Below are 17,433 nucleotides of genomic sequence, written 5' to 3' on the forward strand. Positions count from 1 at the left end.
CCCGCGCGCCGACACCCGCGCAGACACCGCCCCCACGCCGTGTCAGCGCCGTGTCAGGGTCGTGTCCGGACCGGCCGCAAACATCTGCGGCATGGACAACACACCGCACCCCACCGCCCTGCCGGGCGTCCGGCCGAACCGCTTCGCCGAGCTGCTGCTCGCGGACCGGCACTCCCTGCCCCTCTCGATCGCCCTGCACCTCGTCCCCGGCGTCCTGATCGTCGCGGTCTACCTGGTGCTCGCCCAGCCGCTCATGCGAGCCCTCGACCTTCCGTCGTTCCTCGGCTGGGCGATCGCCCTGACCGTGGTGCTCTTCCCGCTCCAGAGACTCCTGCTGTGGCTGGGCCGCCGGCGCACCGGCCGGTACTCGCTGCGCGGCGTGCTGGGCTACCTGGACAAGCCGGTGCCGCGCGGCCGCCTCGTGGCCATGGTCGCGGGCCTGATCGTGTGGTTCGTGGTCGTCTCGTCGCTGCTCACCGCCCTGGACGCCGTCATGTACGACGCGTTCTTCACGTGGATCCCGTTCGACGACGCGGGCGCCAGCGCCACCACCTACCTGGACGGCACCGACCGCACGGTCATGATCGCCACCCTGGCCGCGTCCATCCCGTTCACCGGGTTCACGCTGCCGCTCATCGAGGAGTACTGGTTCCGCGGGTTCCTGCTGCCGCGGATCGCGCACCTCGGCGCCTGGGCGCCGGTGCTCAGCACGGTGCTGTTCTCGCTCTACCACCTGTGGTCGCCGTGGGTGTTCCTGTCCCGCGTGATCTTCTTCTTCCCCGGACCCTGGTTCGTCTGGAAGAAGCAGGACCTGCGCCTGTCCATCGGCATGCACGTCGGCACCACCCTGCTGATGTCGACCGGCGGCACCGTCGCGCTGCTGCTGGGGGTCATGTGATGACGACGCCGGCCATCGCGGTCTCCGGGCTGCGCAAGACGTTCAAGGACAAGACGGTGCTCGACGGCGTGGACCTCGCCGTCGAGGAGGGCACGATCTTCTCCCTCCTCGGCCCCAACGGCGCCGGCAAGACCACCACTGTCAACGTGCTCACCACGCTCGTACGGGCCGACGGCGGCACGGCCCGGGTGGCCGGGCACGACCTGGCGACGCAGGCCCGGGCGGTGCGCGCCGCCATCGGCGTCACCGGCCAGTTCGCCGCCGTGGACGAGCTGCTCACCGGACGGGAGAACCTGGAGCTCATGGTGGACCTGAACCGGTCCGCGGCCGGCGGCCGGCACGTGGTCGCCGACCTGCTGGAGCGGTTCGAGCTGACCGGGTCGGCGGACAAGCCGGCGGCCACCTACTCGGGCGGCATGCGCCGCAAGCTCGACCTGGCGATGACGCTCGTGGGCGACCCCCGGATCATCTTCCTGGACGAACCGACCACGGGCCTGGACCCGCGCAGCCGGCGCACCATGTGGTCGATCATCCGCGACCTCGTGGCCGACGGCGTCACCATCTTCCTCACCACGCAGTATCTCGAGGAGGCGGACCAGCTCGCCGACCGGATCGCCGTCCTCGACCACGGCCGCATCGTCGCCCAGGGCACCGCCGCCGAGCTCAAGCGCCTGGTGCCCGGCTCCCACGTGCGGCTCCGGTTCGCCTCGGCGGCCGAGCTCGACGCCGCGGCCCGGGTCCTGGCGGACGCCACCCCCGACGACGCCGAGCTCACCCTGCGCGTGCCCGGCGACGGCGGCACCCGGTCGCTGCGGGCCCTGCTGGACCGGCTCGACGAGTACGCGCTGAGCGCCCAGGAGCTCTCCGTGCACACCCCCGACCTCGACGACGTGTTCCTCGCCCTGACGGGCCACGCCCCGACCACCCCGACCACCCCGACCACGGAGGTAGCGCCATGAGCACCCGGCCCCACGCGCTCGTCATGCTGCGTCGCAACCTGAAGCACGTCGCCCGCAACCCGACCACCGTGTTCAACGCCGTCCTGATGCCGATCATCATCCTGCTGATGTTCGTGTACATGTTCGGCGACGCCTTCGACGTCGGCGTCGACTACGTCGACTACGCGACGCCCGGCCTCATGCTGCTGGCCGTCTGCTACGGCCTGGGCTCCACCGCGACGGCCGCGAACTCCGACATGACCAAGGGCATCATCAACCGGTTCAAGGTCATGGACGTCTCGCGCGGCGCGGTGCTGACCGGGCACGTGGTGACCAGCGTGCTGACCAACGTCGTGGCCGTCGCGGCCCTGGTCGGGGTGGCCCTGCTGCTCGGGTTCAGCCCGGCGGCCGGGCTCCTGGAGTGGCTCGGCGTGGCCGGCCTGGTGGTGCTGCTCGGGTGCGCCACGGGCTGGCTGACCGTCGCCCTCGGCCTGGCCGCGCGCTCCCCGGAGACCGCCGGGCTGGCCTCCGTGCCGCTGGTGATGCTGCCGTTCTTCAGCAGCGCCATCGTCCCCGCCGACGCGATGGGGCCGGGCCTGGCGCAGTTCGCGCAGTACCAGCCGTTCACGCCGGTCATCGAGACCCTGCGGGGCCTGCTGGCCGGCACGCCGGACACGGGCGACGCGCTGCTGGCCGTCGGCTGGTGCGTGGCGATCGCCGTGGTCGGCTACGTCTGGGCCGGGGCCACGTTCACCCGGCGAGCGTGACCGCGACCAGCTCCGCCCGCTCGGCCTCCCGGCCCTGCCGGACCGCCTCGGCGAACCCCGCGTCGCCGAGGCGGTCCCGTGCCGCCGCCTCGATCCGGGCGAGGTCCGGCAGCACCCGGTAGTCCGGGTGCTCGTGCGTCCCCGCGCTCGCCCCGAGCAGGCGGGCCGCCTGCTCCACCTGGTCGCCGCGCAGTGCCAGGTCGGCGACGCCCACGATCGCGATGGCGGTCATCGGCGCGTGCCCCGTCTCCAGCGCCGCCCGGTACGCCGCCGCGTGGTGCTCGCGCGCCGTGCCCAGGTCCGTGGACAGGTACCCGAGCTGGTCGTGCGTCACCGCACGGATGTGCGCGCCGTCGCCCTCGGGACCCCACAGCGCCGACGCCGCGGCCAGGTGGGCGCGGGCCTCCTCGGGCAGGCCGGCCCACCGGGCGAGCTCGGCCCGCGACAGCGCGAGCCCACCCAGCGTGCCCGGCCACGTGACCCGCCGCGCGTACCGCTCGGCCTCCGCCATGGCGGAGGCGCTCGCGTCGGCGTCGCCCAGGAGCCAGTGGAGCTGCGCCTGCCGGGTCCGGATCTGGATGAGGTCGTCGACGGCGCCCATCTCGGTGACCACCTCGGCCGCCTGCTCGTAGTGCGCGCAGGCACCGGCCAGATTACCGCACGCCGCGGCGTCGTCGGCCAGCTCGGACAGCGCGAACATGATGCCGAACCGCTCGCCCAGCGCCCGGAACTCGGCGAGGGCCACCCTCAGGTCGGCCGCCCCGTCGTGCCCGGTGTCGCCGAGGATGAGGCGCAGCTTGCCGAGGTGGAGGCGGGCCAGCGCGCGGACCCAGGGGTCGGGGTCGTCCAGCACCTCCGCCCAGGCGGCCAGCCCGTCGGCCGGGTCGGCGAGCATGCGTTCCAACGGCACGGTGAGCGGCAGCGCGGGGTGCGGCTGCTCGCTGGTGGTGCTGTACCGGTAGGCCTTGTGGATCCAGTCGGCGGCGGTGTGCTCGTCGCCCAGGCCCGAGCTCATGAACATGGACAGCAGGGCGTACACCCAGGCACGGACGTCGTCGGGCACGTCGCCGGGCAGCTCGGTGGCCGCGACGATCAGGTCCATGCCCTCGGACTTGTGCCCGCTGAGCCACCAGTACCAGCCGGCGCCGGCGGCGAGGCGCATGGCGGCCGCGGCGTCACGCTCGGCGAGCGCGAACCGCATGGCGGCGCCGATGTTGTCGTGCTCGGCGGCGAGCAGGGCGAGCCACGTGAGCTGCTCCGCGCGGCGCAGGTGCGGTTCGGCCCGCTCGGCGAGCCCCGTGAAGTGGGCCAGGTGGGCCGCCCGCGTCCGGTCGGTCTCGCCGGCCTCTGCCAGGCGCCCCGCGGCGTACTCCTTGATGGTGCCGAGCAGGCGGTACCGGGGCGCGCCGGCGCCGTCGGCCACCACGAGCGACTTCTCGGCCAGGGCCGTGAGCAGGTCGAGCACGTCCTCGGGCGCGACGGCGCCCCCGGAGCAGACCTCCTCGGCGGCCTCCAGGCTCGCGCCGCCCCAGAAGACGGCGAGGCGGCGCAGCACCGCACGCTCCGCGTCCGTGAGCGGCTCCCAGCTCCAGTCGACCACCGCGCGCAGGGTGCGGTGGCGGGGCATGGCGGTGCGGCTGCCGCCGGTCAGCAGGCGGAAGCGGTCGTCGAGGCGGTCGGCGAGCTGGTCGATCGTCATGGTGCGCAGGCGCGCGGCGGCCAGCTCGATCGCCAGGGGCATGCCGTCCAGGACGCGGCAGACGCGCGCCGCCGTGTCCAGGGTGCTCTCGTCGAGCACGAGGTCCTGGCGCACGGCCGCCGCCCGGTCCCGCAGCAGCCGGACGGCGGGTGCCGCCTCGATCTCGCCGGGGCCGGCGTCGGCATCCGGCAGGGGCAGCGGCAGCACCTGCCACAGCGCCTCGCCGGTGATGCCGAGCGGTTCCCGGCTCGTGGTCAGGATCCGCAGGCGGCGGCACTCGCCGAGCAACCGGTGGGCGAGCGCGGCCGCCTGCTCGACCACGTGCTCGCAGTTGTCCAGGACCAGCAGCAGCTCGCGCTCCCGGAGCGCCGACACGATCCGTTCCGCGGGGGTCGTGCTGCGTGCGTCGTGCGATCCCTCGCCGAGCAGTCCGTCGCGCAGCCCGAGTCCCGCCAGGACCGCCTGCCCGACGTCGCCGTCGGCGTCCAGGGCCGCGAGCTCGACCAGCCAGGCGCCGTCGGGCAGGTCGGGCAGCATCGCCCGCGCGGCCTCGGTGGCGAGCCGGGTCTTGCCGGCCCCGCCGGGTCCGACCAGGGTGGTCAGCCGGTGCCCGCCGACGAGGTCGCGGACCACCGCGACCTCGTCGGCCCGGCCCACGAAGCTGGTCAGCTCGGCCCGCAGGTTGGTCCTGCGGTCCGTCTCCTGCGGCCCGAGCTCGCCGCGCAGCAGCGCCACGTGGAGCGCGGACAGCTCGGGCGAGGGGTCCACGCCGAGCGTGTCCGCCAGGGTCTCCCGCGTGCGCTGGTAGGCGAGCAGCGCCTCGTTCGCGCGGCCCGCGGCGGCGAGGGCGCGCATGAGCGACCCGACCAGCGGCTCGCGCGTGGGGTGCGCCGCGACGAGGTCGGTGAGCTCCTCGACGAGGTCGGCGCCCTGGCCGAGCCCGATCTCGGCGTCGATCCGTTCCTGGAGGGCGGCCAGGCGCAGCCCGTCGAGGCGGGTGGCCACCGCCGTCGCGGCCGGGCCCTCCAGCCCCGCGTCGGTCAGCGCCGGACCGCGCCACAGGGCCAGGGCGTCCCGCAGCAGCCGCACCCGTCCGGGACCCTCGGTGGCGCGGGCGCGGGCGAGGAGCTGTTCGAACCGGACGGCGTCGACGTCGTCGGGCGCCACGAGGAGCCGGTAGCCGGACGGGTGGCCCTCGACGGCGCCGTCCGGAAGGGTCTTGCGCAGGCGGGAGACCAGGCGCTGCAGGGCGCCGGCCGCGTCGTGCGGCGGCTCCTCGCCCCAGATCCGGTCGACGAGCGTGGACTTGGGCACCACCCGGCCCGGCTCGAGCGCCAGCGTGACGAGCAGCGCGCGCAGGCGCGCGCCGGGTACGTCGGCGACGCCGCCGTCGTCCAGGCGAACCTCGAACGGTCCGATCAACCCGATCTGCACGCGCAGATCCTGCCACGCCGGGTGGCCGTGCCTCCACCATGTCGCCGAAGGCCGGCCACCCGGGCGTCCTGCCCGGTCAGCGCCCCGCGTGGCCGAGGGCGGCGACCTCGCGGACGGCGTCGGCGACCGCGCGGAAGTCCTTCTTCAGGATCCAGTCGTGGTTGCTGGCGACCTTGGCGCTGATCTCGATGTTCGGGTTGCGCTCCAGCACCGGCCCGAGGCTGGCCCGGATCTTCTCCTGCTCGTCGCCCTTGCTCCCGAGCGACGCACCGGAGGCCAGCACGTAGCGCGTGGGCACCGTGACGGCGTCCAGGACCGGGCCGAGCGCGCGCTCGCTGCCGATCCGACCGAGCTCGATGTTGCTCTCGGCCTGCTGCGCGGCGTTCAGCCGCGGGGTCAGGCCCGTGGGACGCAGCAGCCACGTGACCGGGCGCAGCAGCCGGAACAGCTTCCGGATGCGGCGCTCCATGGCCTCGTCCAGCCAGTCGTTCGGCTCGGCGCCCTCGACCAGCACCGCGCCCAGCGCGCGCCGCGGGTTGCGGCTGGCCCAGTGCGCCGCGGCGAAGGCCCCGTAGGACCAGCCCACCACGAGTGCCCGGTCGACGCCGCGCGCCGCCAGGACCACGTCGACGTCGCGGACCACGGACTCGAACGAGTAGTCCGCCGAGGGCTTCGACCGGCGCCCGCGGGCCCGCTCGTCGTAGGTGATGTGCCGGTAGCCGTCGCCGAGCTCGGCGATCACGCGGTCCCAGTACCCGAGGGTGGCGAACTGGCCGTTGAGGTAGATGACCGGGATGCCGCTGCCGCCGGAGTCGACGGTGTACAGGGCGGTGTCGTCGACCGGGACCATGCCCGACCACGGAGCGCTGGGGGAGCTGCTGTTCGTCGTCATGCGGAGGACTCTGGCCGCACGCACTGACACCGCCCTGACACGGCCCTGACACGCCGCGCCCGCCCACCGGCCCGGTAGCGTCTGTCCCATGCGTCTGGGCGTGCTCGACATCGGTTCCAACACGGGTCACCTGCTGGTGGTCGACGCCCACGGGGGCGCCGCACCGTTGCCCGCGTCGTCGTTCAAGCAGCCGCTGCGGCTGGCGGAGCACCTCGACGACTCCGGCGCCGTGCGTCCCGCCGGCGTGGACGCGCTGGCGGAGTTCACCGCCCAGGCGATGCGCGTCGCGGAGGACCGGGGCTGCGCGCAGACGCTCGCGTTCGCCACCTCGGCGGTGCGCGACGCCGGCAACTCCGAGGACGTCCTGAAGACGGTGCTCGACCGCACGGGCGTGCGGCTGGAGGTGCTCAGCGGCGAGGACGAGGCCCGGCTGACCTTCCTGGCCGTGCGCCGCTGGTTCGGCTGGTCGGCCGGGCGGCTCGCCGTGTTCGACATCGGCGGCGGCTCCCTCGAGATCGCGGGCGGCTCCGACGAGGCACCCGACGCCGCCTGGTCCCTGCCGCTCGGGGCGGCCCGCCTGGCCCGGGCGCACTTCGCCTCGCCCGCGCTGCCCGACGCCGGGGCGCTGCGCGCCCTGCGCCGCGACCTGCGCGCGGACATCGCCCGCAACGCCGGGAGCCTGCTGCGCAGCGGCCGGCCGGACCGCGCGGCGGCGACCTCGAAGACGTTCCGGTCCCTCGCCCGGATCTGCGGGGCCGCGCCCGCGGGCGACGGGCCGCTGGTGCGGCGGGTGCTGCGCCTGGACACGCTGCGTGAGCGCGTCGCGGAGCTGACCACCATGGCACCGGACGCACTGGCGGGGCTGCCGGGCGTCTCGCCGAGCCGGGCGCACCAGATCGTGCCGGGGGCGCTGGTGGCCGAGGCGTGCATGGACGTGTTCGACCTGGTCGAGCTGGAGATCTGCCCGTGGGCGCTGCGGGAGGGCGTGATCCTCCAGCGCCTCGACCAGCTTCCGCACCTCGGTGCCGCGTGACGTTGCTGTTGCCTGCCCCGCGGATCCAGGGCAGAGTCTGAGGCGGCGCACCTCACACCGGCGTGAGGCGCGTCACCACCAGGCGCCGTGCCGGGACGCGCGGTCGAGGTCCCCACGGCGAGCCGCAGGGTCGAGGCGACTGCGCCGAAGCCGTCCGTCGCGACGGCGAACACTTCCAGAACCGAGAGACCGGGCCGTCGTGCCCTTCCCCCTTCGTGCTGGGTTGCGAGTGGCACGCACCCTCCTAGGTTGGTGAGTGGTCAGGAAGCGGCCGTACCGGTGGAGCACAGCCCGCCGTGGCACGTGCTCCACGACCTGCCGGGCCGGTCCCGGCGGGACGACGACAGGAGTCCGACCATGAGCCAGACGAACCTCCCGGGCAGTACGCCGTACGGCGCTCCGCCCGGCAGCCAGACGCCCGCGAGCCAGGCGCCCCCGAGCCAGGCACCCCCGAGCCCGGCACCCCCGAGCCAGGCACCCGAGCCCCCGGGCGTCCAGGAACGGCTCGGCGAGGCGGCGTCGCGCGTGGGCGACGCGGGCCGCGAGACGGCCCGGGACGCCCGCGAGCGCGTGCACGACGTCGCCCACGAGGCGGGCGACCAGGCCCGCGGCCTCGCCGACCGCGCGACGACCGAGCTGCGGTCCCGCATGAGTGACCAGCAGCGCAACCTCGCGGGCGGGCTCCGGTCCCTCGGCGACGAGCTGGGCCGGATGGCCGGCGCGGCCGAGGACCCGGGCTACGCGAGCGACCTGGTCGACCGGGCCGGGCAGGCCACCGGGCGCGTGGCCCGCTGGTTCGAGGACCGCGAGCCCGACGACGTGCTGCACGAGGTCGAGGCGTTCGCCCGCCGACGACCGGGCACGTTCGTGCTGATCGCCGCCGGGGCCGGCCTGCTCGCGGGCAGGCTGCTGCGCGGCAGCCGGGACGGTTCCGCGGACGACGACCCCGACGCCGGTCGCGCGCCGGTCGCGGAGCCGGTGGACACAGGAGGTGAGACCTATGCCGGGCGCACGTGATCCCTTCGGCACGTCCACCGTCGCCGAGCACGCGCGGTCCGGACCCGACGAGGGCCGCGGGGCCAGCCGGTCCGCGGGCGACCTGCCGAGCCTGGGCGAGCTCGTGAGCGAGGTCACCAGCGACCTGTCGACGCTGGTCCGGCAGGAGGTGGCGCTCGCCAAGGCCGAGGCCACGGAGTCGGCCCGGCGTGCCGGGAAGGGCGCCGGGATGTTCGGCGGCGCGGGCGTGGCGGGCCACATGGTCCTGCTGTTCGCCTCGCTCGCCCTGTGGTGGGCGCTGGGGTCGGTGCTGGGCGGCGGCTGGGGTGCGCTCGTGGTCGCCGCGGTCTGGGCCGTGGTGGCGGCCGTGCTCGCGCTGCGCGGGCGGGCCGAGCTGCGGGCGGTCCGCGGCGTGCCGCAGACCGCCGAGACGGTCCGGAAGATCCCGGACGCCCTGCGCGGGCACGCCGACGAGCCGCGAGGAGACCACCCGCGAGGAGACGACCCGCGACGAGACCACCCGCGACGAGACGAGGAGAGGAACGCATGAGCACCAACGATCCGGACGTGATCCGAGCAGACATCGAACGCACCCGGGCCGAGCTCAGCCACGACGTGGACACCCTCGGCGACAAGGTGCACCCCGGGCACGCGGTGCGCCGTCAGGCGGACCGGGCGCGGTCCCGCATGGGCCGGGTGAAGGACCGGGTCATGGGCACGGCGCACGACACCACGCACTCCGCGCAGGCCGCCACGCACGACCTGGCGGACCGTGGCCGGGAGGCAGCGTCGTCGGTCGCCCACGGCGTGAGCGCGGCGCCGGACGCGGTGCGTGACCGGACGCGGGGCAACCCGCTGGTCGTGGGCCTGGTGGCCTTCGGCGCCGGGCTGGCGGCCGCGTCCCTGATCCCCGCTGGCCGCGCCGAGCGGCGTGCCGCGGCGGCGGTCGAGGAGAAGGCGGCCCCGCTGGTGGACGACCTGCGGACGACGGCGCGCGACGCCGTCCACGACCTGCAGGAGCCGGCACGCGAGGGTGTCGACGCGGTCCGCGACGCGGCGAAGGACGCCGCACGGTCGGTCGGCGAGCACAGCCGGGAGGCGGCCGCCGACCTGCGCTCCGGCTCGGGCGGCTCCACGACCTGAGCCGGTCGGCGCACGACAGGTACCCCACGGCCGGCCCGTCGCCGGTCACCGGGACCGGCTCACCGCCGGTCCCGGACCTGCCCTGGGAGGCACCATGGCCCACATCGACGACACCGCGGCCCGCACCGGAGCCGCCCCGGCGCCGGACGACCGGCGCAAACCCGACTCACCCCCGGACCTGAACCGCCGGACCTGGACGCACGTGCTGGGGTCCACGGTGCGGCAGTTCTCCCGGGACCAGTGTCTGGACCTCGCCGCGGGCCTGACGTACTACGCCGTGCTCGCGGCCGCGCCCGCACTGCTCGCGCTCGTGTCCGTGCTCGGGCTGGTGGGCAGCGGCGGGCAGGCCGTCGAGCGGGTGATCGGCACCCTGGAGGGCGTGGTGCCCCCGGACGTGCTGACCGTCGTCCAGCCGCTCGTCGAGAACGCCGCCGGGGCCGGGGGACGGGCAGGCTTCGCCCTGATCCTCGGTGTCGTGCTGGCCCTGTGGTCGGCGTCCGGGTACGTCGGGGCGTTCGGGCGCGCGATGAACCGCGTCTACGGCATGGACGAGGGCCGCCCCGTCTGGAAGCTGCGCCCGGTGCTGCTGCTGGTCACGCTGGTGGCCGTGGTCATCGCGGCGCTGGTCGTGGCGGCGCTCGCGCTCAGCGGGCCGGTCGCGCGGGCCGTGGGTGACGCGGTCGGCCTGGGCACGACGGCGGTGACGGTCTGGAACATCGCCAAGTGGCCGGTCGTGCTGCTGCTGGTCGTGGTGCTGGTGGCGATCCTCTACCACGTCACGCCGAACGTGCGGCAGCCGCGGATCCGCTGGGTCAGCGTGGGCGCCGTCGTCGCCATCCTGGGGTGGCTGGTGGCGTCGGCCGCGTTCGGGTTCTACGTGGCGACGTTCTCGAGCTACGACGCCACCTACGGGTCGCTGGCCGGCGTGATCGTGTTCCTGCTGTGGCTCTGGATCACCAACCTGGCCCTGCTGCTGGGGGCCGAGCTGGACGCGGAGCTGGAACGGGGCCGCGAGCTGCAGGGCGGGTTCGCGGCGGAGGAGGTGCTGCGGCTGCCGCCCAAGGACGCCCGTGCCAGCGAGAAGCGCGAGGCGAAGCGGCAGCGGGAGATCGAGCGCGGGCGAGAGCTGCGCGACGCGGCCCGGGAGGACCGCGCTACCCGCGCTCCGTCCCGTCCTCCGTCTGCCGACGGCTCGTGAACGCCCGCTCCCGGGCGTAGGCGTGGAACCGGTCGAGCATCTCCACCTGCCGGTCGGCCTGGGCGATCAGCTCGTCGAGCTGCGCCGCGTCGAGGCCGAGCTCGTCGGCGTGGTCACGCAGCGTCTGCCAGCTGCCGATCGTGCCGAGCACGGCCGAGCGGACGACCTCCGCCTCGACCACCGGCGACAGCGGCGAGCGGTGCACCACGCGCCCGTTGAGCTTCAGCCGCCCGGCCCGCTCCGCAAGCCGGGCCGCGCCCTGCCGGTACCGCCGCGCGGGCAGACCCAGGCGGTCCATCAGGTCGCGGGAGAGCTCGCGCTGGCCGCGGAGCTGCTCGGTCACCTCGGCCAGCTCGGCGTGGAACGGTGTGTCCCGGTACCGGTCGGTCATCAGCTCGACGCGCTCCAGGGTCGCGGTCGCGACCGCGTGGTGGTCCGCGAGGTACAGGCCCAGCAGGCCGCGGTCCATCGACGGCGGGACCCGGACGTCGCCGCGGTGCCGCAGGGGCAGCACGGAGTCGCCCGGCGGGCGGTGGGTCGCGGGGTGCAGGGGAGCGGACCGCAGACCACGCCCCACCGCCATGCCGGCCAGCAGGTCCTCGACGGCCTCGGCGGCGCTCCGGCGGGGCTGCCAGCCGAGCTCCGTGCGGATCCGCGACGTGTCCAGCACAGGCACGCTCGCGGCGAGGTCCAGCCAGCCGGGGTCCGCGCGGACCAGGTGGGCGTCGTGGGCGGCCGCCAGCACCCCGCGGACGGCGCCGCACGGCACCTCGACGAGCCGCCCGTGGCCCACCAGGCGAGCCAGGTCCGGTCCCTGCAGCACGTCGTCGGCCGCCACGTTGAATGCTCCGGTGGCCCGCTCGACGACCACGCGCCGGTAGGCGTCGGCGACGTCGTCGGCGTGGACCGCCTGCAGGCGCAGGCCAGCGGGCAGCGGGAGCAGCGGCAGGCGGCCGTACCGCAGCAGCCGCACCGGGACCAGCGGGCCCAGGAAGTACCGCACCACCGACTGGGCGGCGTCGCCCTGGAAGACGAGCGCGGGCCGCAGCCGGGCGACGGCGAGCTCCGGCCGGGCGGCCTCCAGCTCGTCCAGCACCCGTTCCTGGGCAGCCTTGTCCACGCTGTAGTGCGACGTCGGGATGCCGCGGGCGGGCCAGTCCTCGCGCCGCGGGGCGTCGTCGTCCACGGCGGAGTACGCCCCCACGGAGGACGCCACGACCAGGTGGGGCACCCCGGCGCGCACCACGGCGTCCGCCACGCGGCGCGTGCCCTCCACGTTGGTGCGGCGCAACAGGTCGCGGTCCCGGTTCGGCTGCACCCGCCAGGCCAGGTGCACCACGGCGTCCGCCCCGCGGAAGAGCTCGGCCAGCCGGGCGACCACGGACTCGGGACCGTCGCCGGCGGAGATGTCCACCGCCGCCCACCCGGCGTGCCGGTAGGGCTCGGCGCCCCGGTCCGGCAGACGCCGGGCGACGCCTAGCACGGAGGTGACCGCGGGCTCCTCGTGCAGCGCGCGCAGCAGTGCCGTCCCGGCGTTCCCGGTGGCCCCCACGACGACGATCCGCATGGAGCCACGGTCACACCCGGCGGTGCCGCTCGCATCCCGCGCCATGTCCTGTGGCATGTCCCGCGCTACGTCCCGCGCTACGTCCCGCGGCACGTCCCGTGCCGTGTCCCGCCGGCCCGCGCGCGCCACCGCGCCCTGCCCGCGAGCCCGCCGGTACCGTGCACGGTATGACCCGCACCCGCGACGGCGACCTGACCGTCGTCGGTCATGTGCGCGGACCGGCCGACCCGGACCGGGCCGTGGTCCTCGTGCACGGCGTCGGCTCGTCGGCGCGCGCCTACCGGCGGCTCGGTGACCGCCTCGTGGCGCACGGCGCGGTGCACGCCGTCGACCTGCCCGGCTACGGCGCGTCCCCGCACCTGCGGCGCGACGTCGACATCCCGGAGCACGCCGCCGCCGTCGCCCGCTACGTCCACGAGCACGTGCTGGACGCCGGCCTGCCCGCCCCGGTCGTCGTCGGCCACTCGATGGGCGCCCAGGTCGTCGGGCAGCTCCTCGCCGACCACCCGGGCGTCGCCGGCGCCGGCGTCCTGGTCGGCCCGACGGCGGAACCCGGCACCCGCACCATCGCCCGCCAGGCGCTGCGCCTCGCCGCCGACGCCGTCGGCGAACCACCCGGGACCCTGGGCGTGCTGGTCGTGGACGCCCTGGTCCGGTGCAGCGTGCCGTACTACCTCGGGCAGCTGCGCCACGTGGTGGACCACCGGCTGGAGCAGGTGCTGCCCCGGGCCACCGTCCCGGTGGTCGTGGTGCGCGGCGAGCGCGACCCGGTCGCGCCGCCCGCGTGGACCGCCCGGCTCGCCGCCTGCGCGCCCTCCGGCCGGTGCCGCACCGTCCGCGGCCGGCACCACGCGATGGACTCCGACCCCGACGGCGTCGCCCGGATCGTGCTCGACGCGTGGCAGGCCGCCGAACGGGGCACGGTGTGAGCGCGCGGCGCCGGTCGTCCCGCGGCTCGCTCGCCCGGCTCGGCGCCTGGGCCGCCGACTACGCGTGGGCACTGGACCGGCAGCTGCGGCACCTGGTGCGACCCCCGGCGCTGCCGGTCGCACCCCGGGTCCCCGGTGCGGCCGCCGCGGCGCCGGTCGTGCTCCTGCCTGGCATCTACGAGACGTGGGAGTTCCTGGGCCCGGTCGCCGACGCCCTCGCCCGGGCAGGGCACCCCGTGCACGCCGTCGCCGGCCTGGGCCACAACGGGCGTCCCGTGCCCGAGTCCGCCGACGTGGTGGCCGACGAGCTGGACCGCGCCGGCCTGACCGGTGTCGTGCTCGTGGCGCACAGCAAGGGCGGCCTCATCGGCAAGCACGTCATGCTCTCGCCCGCGGGCCACCGGGTGCTGGGCATGGTCGCCGTCGCGACGCCGTTCACCGGCTCCCGGTGGGCGCGGTACATGCTGTCGCGGGCGCTGCGGTCGTTCGACCCGCGCGACCCGGTGCTGCTTGCGCTCGCGGGCGAGCTGCTCGTCAACGACCGCATCACGGCCGTGTACCCCACGTTCGACCCGCACATCCCCGAGACGGGTCACCTGGTCGGCGCGCGGAACGTGGAGCTGCCGCTGTCGGGGCACTTCCGGCCGCTGGGCCACCCGCTCCTGGTGAGGACGGTGGTGCGGGAGGTGGCGCGGCTGGAGTCGGGGTGACGGGGCGGCCGACCCGTCACGGGGCACCCGGCGGGACGTGGTCCACTGGAGGGGTGCTCACCGTCCGTCACACGTCGCCACGCCGGCTCGACGTCGCCCTGACGCTCGGGCCCCTCGGTCACGGGCCCGCGGACCCGACGTTCCACCGGGCGGCCGACGGCACGGTCTGGCGCACGTCGTTGCTGCGCAGCGGGCCGGTGACGCAGCGGTTCGTGGCGGCGGGCCCGCACGAGGTGGTGGTGCACCACTGGGGCGACGGCGCGCGGGAGGCCGCCGCGGCCCTGCCCGAGCTGCTCGGCGAGGACGACGACGTCGCGGGCTTCGCCCCGCCCGCGCAGGTGCGCGACGCGCACCGCCGCGCCGCGGGGATGCGGATGCCGCGCAGCGGTCGCGTGCTGGAGGCCCTGGTGCCGGCCGTGCTGGAGCAGCGGGTGCAGACGGTGACGGCGCACCGCGCGTGGCGGTGGCTGGTGCGCCGGTACGGCACGCAGGCCCCGGGTCCGGCGCCCGCGGGGGTGCCGGGCGGGCTGCGGGTGGTCCCGGACGCTCGCACCTGGGCACGGGTGCCGGCGTGGGACTGGCACCGGGCCGGCGTCGACCCGGGACGCGCCCGGACCGTGGCACGCTGCGCGCTGGTGGCGCCGCGCCTCGAGGAGGCGGGCGCCATGCCGCCCGCCGAGGCCCGGTCCCGCCTGGAGAAGGTGCAGGGCGTGGGCGTGTGGACGTCGGCGGAGGTGGCGCAACGTGCCTTCGGCGACGCCGACGCCGTCTCGGTGGGCGACTTCCACCTGCCGGCGGCCGTGGGCATGGCGCTGGCCGGTGAGCGCACCGACGACGCCGGCATGCTGCGGCTGCTGGCGCCGTACGTGCCTCACCGGCATCGGGTGGTCCGGCTGCTCATGCTGGACGGGCGACACCGGGCACCGCGGCGGGGGCCGAGGACACCGCTGGTGGACTACCGGGGGTTCTGAGGACTGCCGTTCTCCCTGGTGCGGGTGGGTGTCAGTGGTGAGGGGTAGGGTCGAACAAACGTCTGAGGGGTACGTGTTGATGGAACGGTGAATGTGTGCACTGGGTCTGATGTCAGGGTGGGGAGGGGTGCATGGAAGCGGGATGGTCGGGAGACCTGGGTGTGATCCACGGGGCGCGCGAGGGTGTGGTGGTCGGCGGGGCCGTGGTGGATGGCGGGGCCGTGGTGGACGGCGGGGTTGTCGACGGAGGGGTGTTCGACGGCGGGACGTTGGACGAGGCGGTGTTTGACGGCGGGACATTGGACGAGGCGGTGTCCGACGGCGGGACGTTCGACGAGGCGGCCTTTGACGAGGACTGGTACAACGGCGCCTGGTTCGAAGGGGATCTGTTCCAACGAGTGATGGCCGAGGAGCCGTCGGCGTCGGCGTCGTGCGCCGATGCGCCTGCGGGTCTTGCGCCGGGCGGAACGGCCGATGCTGGTCTTGATCATGGCCCGGACCTGCCGCCGGACGACATGCCCGTGGTGCTGTGGCCGACGGCGGTGCTGCGCGAGGCGCTGGCGCGCAGGCCTGGCGTGCGGCTAGCGCGGGTCGTCACCGAGGCGGTCGACCTCGACGGCGAGCTCGACGCCCGGCGTGGTGGGCCGGGCGACAGCTCGGGCGGTCACCCCGACGGTGGCTCCGCCGTCCTGTCCGACCTGCCCGACGACCTGCTGGGCGATCTCGTCGTGGCGTGCGGACGGCTGCAGTCCTGGGCGGCCGGTGTGCAGGCCGTGGTGGTGGCCGAGCGCGCGGCGCGGGAGTCGCACCCCCTGGCGCACAGCTCGCTGGTCGCGCAGGTGTCGGGCGAGCTCGTCGTGACGGGGTCGGAGGCGTCGGAGGTGGTGGTGCGAGGCGAGTCGGGGGCCGACCACCCTGCGGTGATCACGGCCCTGAGGGCCGGGCGGATCGACACGCGCAAGGCCCAGACGCTGCTGCGGTCGGCCACGCAGCTGACCGTGGAGGAGCGCGCCGAGGCGATCGTCCGCTACCTGCCGCAGGCGCCGTCGCGGACGTGGCGCTGGCTCCAGTCCAAGATGCTCGCCTTCGCGAAGTCGCGCCACGGCGCCGATGCGGCCGCCAAGGCCGCGGTGACCCGCCGCTCGGTGCAGGTGGACCGGGCCGAGAACGACATGGCGTGGTTGTCGGCGTACCTGCCGGCGGTCGATGCCACGGCGGTCTGGGGCGTCGTGGACGACATGGCCCGCCAGCTGCGGAGGGTGGCGGGGGAGGAGCGGGACCTCGGGCAGCTGCGTGCGGACTGCCTGACGGGCATCGTGACCGGCCGCCTCGTCCCGGCAGACCGGTTCACGCACGGCGACGGGAGCGCGGGTGCGCCGGATGCCTTCCCCGGGACACGGGACGCCCGTCCCTCCCAAGGCACCCAGGGCTCGCCGGCCGGAGAAGGCGAGGCGGATGCCCCGGGCACCCGCGGTGAGGCCGAGCGCGAGGACTGCACCTGTGGCGGGCGTGCTCCGGTGGTGCAGCAGGTGGTCCGCGTGATCCCGACGCGCCCGGTGGTGCGCGTGACGGTGCCTGCCGGCGTGCTGCTGGGCCTGGACGACGCTGCCGCGGACTTGGCCGGGTTCGGTCCGCTCCCGGCCGAGGTGGCGCGGACGGTGGCGACCGACGCGACGTGGCAGCGTCTGGTGACCGACCCGGTCACGGGGATTCTGGTCGACTACTCGACCACGGTGTACCAGCCGGGCAGCGTGCTGCGCCGTGCGGTGCAGGCCAGGGACGAGACGTGCACGTTCCCGCACTGCGAGCACCCGGCGACCTGGGCCGACCTGGACCACGTCGTTCCGTTCGACCATGACCTCGACCCGGCCGCGCAGGCACCCGGCACGCCGGGACAGACCCGCGCCGACAATCTCCAGGCCCTCTGCCGGCGGCACCATCTGCTCAAGACCCACGGCGGCTGGGCGGTGGTGCGCGACCCGGTCAGCGGGATCACGACCTGGACCGCACCCTCAGGCCGGACGCACGCGCGCCCGCCGACGGTGCTCGACACCCACGTCGAGCTCGACGCCGTCGACCCCGACACGAGCTACGCCCTGTCCGTGGGTGCCCTGAACCCCCGGGGCGGCCGACGCCGGTCGCGGGTGACGACGGGAACCGCGAGCGCGACGGACCGGGGTGGGCAACGCGACACGGACCGGCCGCCGTTCTGAACGGCGCAGAGTGCGTCCAGGTCACGAGCCGACGTTCAGGTGTGC

General features: G+C 75.5%; 15 protein-coding genes. 12 read left to right on the forward strand and 3 right to left on the reverse strand.

The window, feature by feature from the left end; all coding sequences use genetic code 11:
• The first annotated feature begins 91 nt into the window (after positions 1 to 91).
• Genes ACIG47_RS23155 through ACIG47_RS23165 form a run of 3 tightly spaced genes read left to right on the forward strand, consistent with a single transcriptional unit; the run spans position 92 to position 2,603 of the window.
• Complete coding sequence (locus tag ACIG47_RS23155) at positions 92 to 898, forward strand: lysostaphin resistance A-like protein (RefSeq protein WP_397433413.1); 807 nt, start codon at positions 92 to 94, stop codon at positions 896 to 898.
• Positions 898 to 1,857 carry an ATP-binding cassette domain-containing protein gene (locus ACIG47_RS23160; RefSeq protein WP_397433414.1) on the forward strand — a complete coding sequence of 320 codons (960 nt, stop codon included), beginning with the start codon at positions 898 to 900 and terminating at the stop codon, positions 1,855 to 1,857. Before ACIG47_RS23155 ends, ACIG47_RS23160 begins: the two co-directional genes overlap by 1 nt.
• Positions 1,854 to 2,603 carry an ABC transporter permease gene (locus ACIG47_RS23165; protein WP_397410028.1) on the forward strand — a complete coding sequence of 250 codons (750 nt, stop codon included), beginning with the start codon at positions 1,854 to 1,856 and terminating at the stop codon, positions 2,601 to 2,603. The genes ACIG47_RS23160 and ACIG47_RS23165 overlap by 4 nt, the downstream gene beginning before the upstream one ends.
• Here ACIG47_RS23165 and ACIG47_RS23170 read toward each other — a convergent pair.
• Entirely contained in the window at positions 2,587 to 5,736 is a 3,150-nt protein-coding gene (locus tag ACIG47_RS23170) for a BTAD domain-containing putative transcriptional regulator (RefSeq protein ID WP_397433417.1), read from the reverse strand. The genes ACIG47_RS23165 and ACIG47_RS23170 overlap by 17 nt on opposite strands.
• A 76-nt stretch (positions 5,737 to 5,812) precedes the next feature.
• Positions 5,813 to 6,628 (reverse strand): alpha/beta fold hydrolase, encoded by an 816-nt coding sequence (locus ACIG47_RS23175; RefSeq protein WP_397410024.1) that lies wholly within the window; start codon positions 6,626 to 6,628, stop codon positions 5,813 to 5,815.
• Between the two features lie 88 nt (positions 6,629 to 6,716).
• On the opposite strand from ACIG47_RS23175, the gene ACIG47_RS23180 reads away from it, so the two are divergent.
• From ACIG47_RS23180 to ACIG47_RS23200, 5 genes are all read left to right on the forward strand, one after another.
• The gene (locus ACIG47_RS23180; protein WP_397433418.1) at positions 6,717 to 7,661 is read left to right on the forward strand and encodes a Ppx/GppA family phosphatase; all 945 of its coding nucleotides are present in this window, start codon (positions 6,717 to 6,719) and stop codon (positions 7,659 to 7,661) included.
• 357 nt (positions 7,662 to 8,018) lie between these two features.
• Entirely contained in the window at positions 8,019 to 8,678 is a 660-nt protein-coding gene (locus ACIG47_RS23185; protein WP_397433419.1) for a hypothetical protein, read from the forward strand.
• Positions 8,662 to 9,207 (forward strand): phage holin family protein, encoded by a 546-nt coding sequence (locus ACIG47_RS23190; RefSeq protein WP_397433420.1) that lies wholly within the window; start codon positions 8,662 to 8,664, stop codon positions 9,205 to 9,207. Before ACIG47_RS23185 ends, ACIG47_RS23190 begins: the two co-directional genes overlap by 17 nt.
• Entirely contained in the window at positions 9,204 to 9,800 is a 597-nt protein-coding gene (locus ACIG47_RS23195) for a DUF3618 domain-containing protein (RefSeq protein WP_397433421.1), read from the forward strand. Before ACIG47_RS23190 ends, ACIG47_RS23195 begins: the two co-directional genes overlap by 4 nt.
• Before the next feature lie 94 nt (positions 9,801 to 9,894).
• Positions 9,895 to 10,998, forward strand: a complete 1,104-nt coding sequence (locus ACIG47_RS23200) for a YihY/virulence factor BrkB family protein (protein WP_397433423.1) — start codon at positions 9,895 to 9,897, stop codon at positions 10,996 to 10,998.
• Here the strand turns inward: ACIG47_RS23200 and ACIG47_RS23205 are convergent.
• Positions 10,955 to 12,565 (reverse strand): NAD-dependent epimerase/dehydratase family protein, encoded by a 1,611-nt coding sequence (locus ACIG47_RS23205; RefSeq protein ID WP_397433425.1) that lies wholly within the window; start codon positions 12,563 to 12,565, stop codon positions 10,955 to 10,957. The two genes, ACIG47_RS23200 and ACIG47_RS23205, sit on opposite strands and share 44 nt — an antisense overlap.
• 167 nt (positions 12,566 to 12,732) lie before the next feature.
• Here ACIG47_RS23205 and ACIG47_RS23210 point away from each other — a divergent pair, with 167 nt between their 5' ends.
• The 4 genes from ACIG47_RS23210 to ACIG47_RS23225 all read left to right on the forward strand — a co-directional run bounded on the left by ACIG47_RS23210 (position 12,733) and on the right by ACIG47_RS23225 (position 17,388).
• Positions 12,733 to 13,494 carry an alpha/beta fold hydrolase gene (locus tag ACIG47_RS23210; RefSeq protein ID WP_397433426.1) on the forward strand — a complete coding sequence of 254 codons (762 nt, stop codon included), beginning with the start codon at positions 12,733 to 12,735 and terminating at the stop codon, positions 13,492 to 13,494.
• A complete protein-coding gene (locus ACIG47_RS23215) occupies positions 13,491 to 14,204 on the forward strand; it encodes an esterase/lipase family protein (protein WP_397433427.1) in 714 nt (237 codons plus the stop codon). Before ACIG47_RS23210 ends, ACIG47_RS23215 begins: the two co-directional genes overlap by 4 nt.
• Positions 14,205 to 14,257: 53 nt before the next feature.
• A complete protein-coding gene (locus ACIG47_RS23220; RefSeq protein ID WP_397433429.1) occupies positions 14,258 to 15,175 on the forward strand; it encodes a DNA-3-methyladenine glycosylase family protein in 918 nt (305 codons plus the stop codon).
• A 131-nt stretch (positions 15,176 to 15,306) separates the two neighbouring features.
• Positions 15,307 to 17,388 (forward strand): HNH endonuclease, encoded by a 2,082-nt coding sequence (locus ACIG47_RS23225; RefSeq protein WP_397433430.1) that lies wholly within the window; start codon positions 15,307 to 15,309, stop codon positions 17,386 to 17,388.
• Positions 17,389 to 17,433 lie beyond the last annotated feature (45 nt).

Source organism: Promicromonospora sp. NPDC052451, from assembly GCF_044547525.1.
GTDB lineage: Bacteria > Actinomycetota > Actinomycetes > Actinomycetales > Cellulomonadaceae > Promicromonospora.

Coding starts and splice junctions, on each gene's coding strand:
- ACIG47_RS23155 (WP_397433413.1), top strand. CDS start 92: ATGGACAACACACCGCACCCCACCGCCCTGCCGGGCGTCCGGCCGAAC.
- ACIG47_RS23160 (WP_397433414.1), top strand. CDS start 898: ATGACGACGCCGGCCATCGCGGTCTCCGGGCTGCGCAAGACGTTCAAG.
- ACIG47_RS23165 (WP_397410028.1), top strand. CDS start 1,854: ATGAGCACCCGGCCCCACGCGCTCGTCATGCTGCGTCGCAACCTGAAG.
- ACIG47_RS23175 (WP_397410024.1), bottom strand. CDS start 6,628: ATGACGACGAACAGCAGCTCCCCCAGCGCTCCGTGGTCGGGCATGGTC.
- ACIG47_RS23180 (WP_397433418.1), top strand. CDS start 6,717: ATGCGTCTGGGCGTGCTCGACATCGGTTCCAACACGGGTCACCTGCTG.
- ACIG47_RS23185 (WP_397433419.1), top strand. CDS start 8,019: ATGAGCCAGACGAACCTCCCGGGCAGTACGCCGTACGGCGCTCCGCCC.
- ACIG47_RS23190 (WP_397433420.1), top strand. CDS start 8,662: ATGCCGGGCGCACGTGATCCCTTCGGCACGTCCACCGTCGCCGAGCAC.
- ACIG47_RS23195 (WP_397433421.1), top strand. CDS start 9,204: ATGAGCACCAACGATCCGGACGTGATCCGAGCAGACATCGAACGCACC.
- ACIG47_RS23200 (WP_397433423.1), top strand. CDS start 9,895: ATGGCCCACATCGACGACACCGCGGCCCGCACCGGAGCCGCCCCGGCG.
- ACIG47_RS23205 (WP_397433425.1), bottom strand. CDS start 12,565: ATGCGGATCGTCGTCGTGGGGGCCACCGGGAACGCCGGGACGGCACTG.
- ACIG47_RS23210 (WP_397433426.1), top strand. CDS start 12,733: ATGACCCGCACCCGCGACGGCGACCTGACCGTCGTCGGTCATGTGCGC.
- ACIG47_RS23225 (WP_397433430.1), top strand. CDS start 15,307: ATGGAAGCGGGATGGTCGGGAGACCTGGGTGTGATCCACGGGGCGCGC.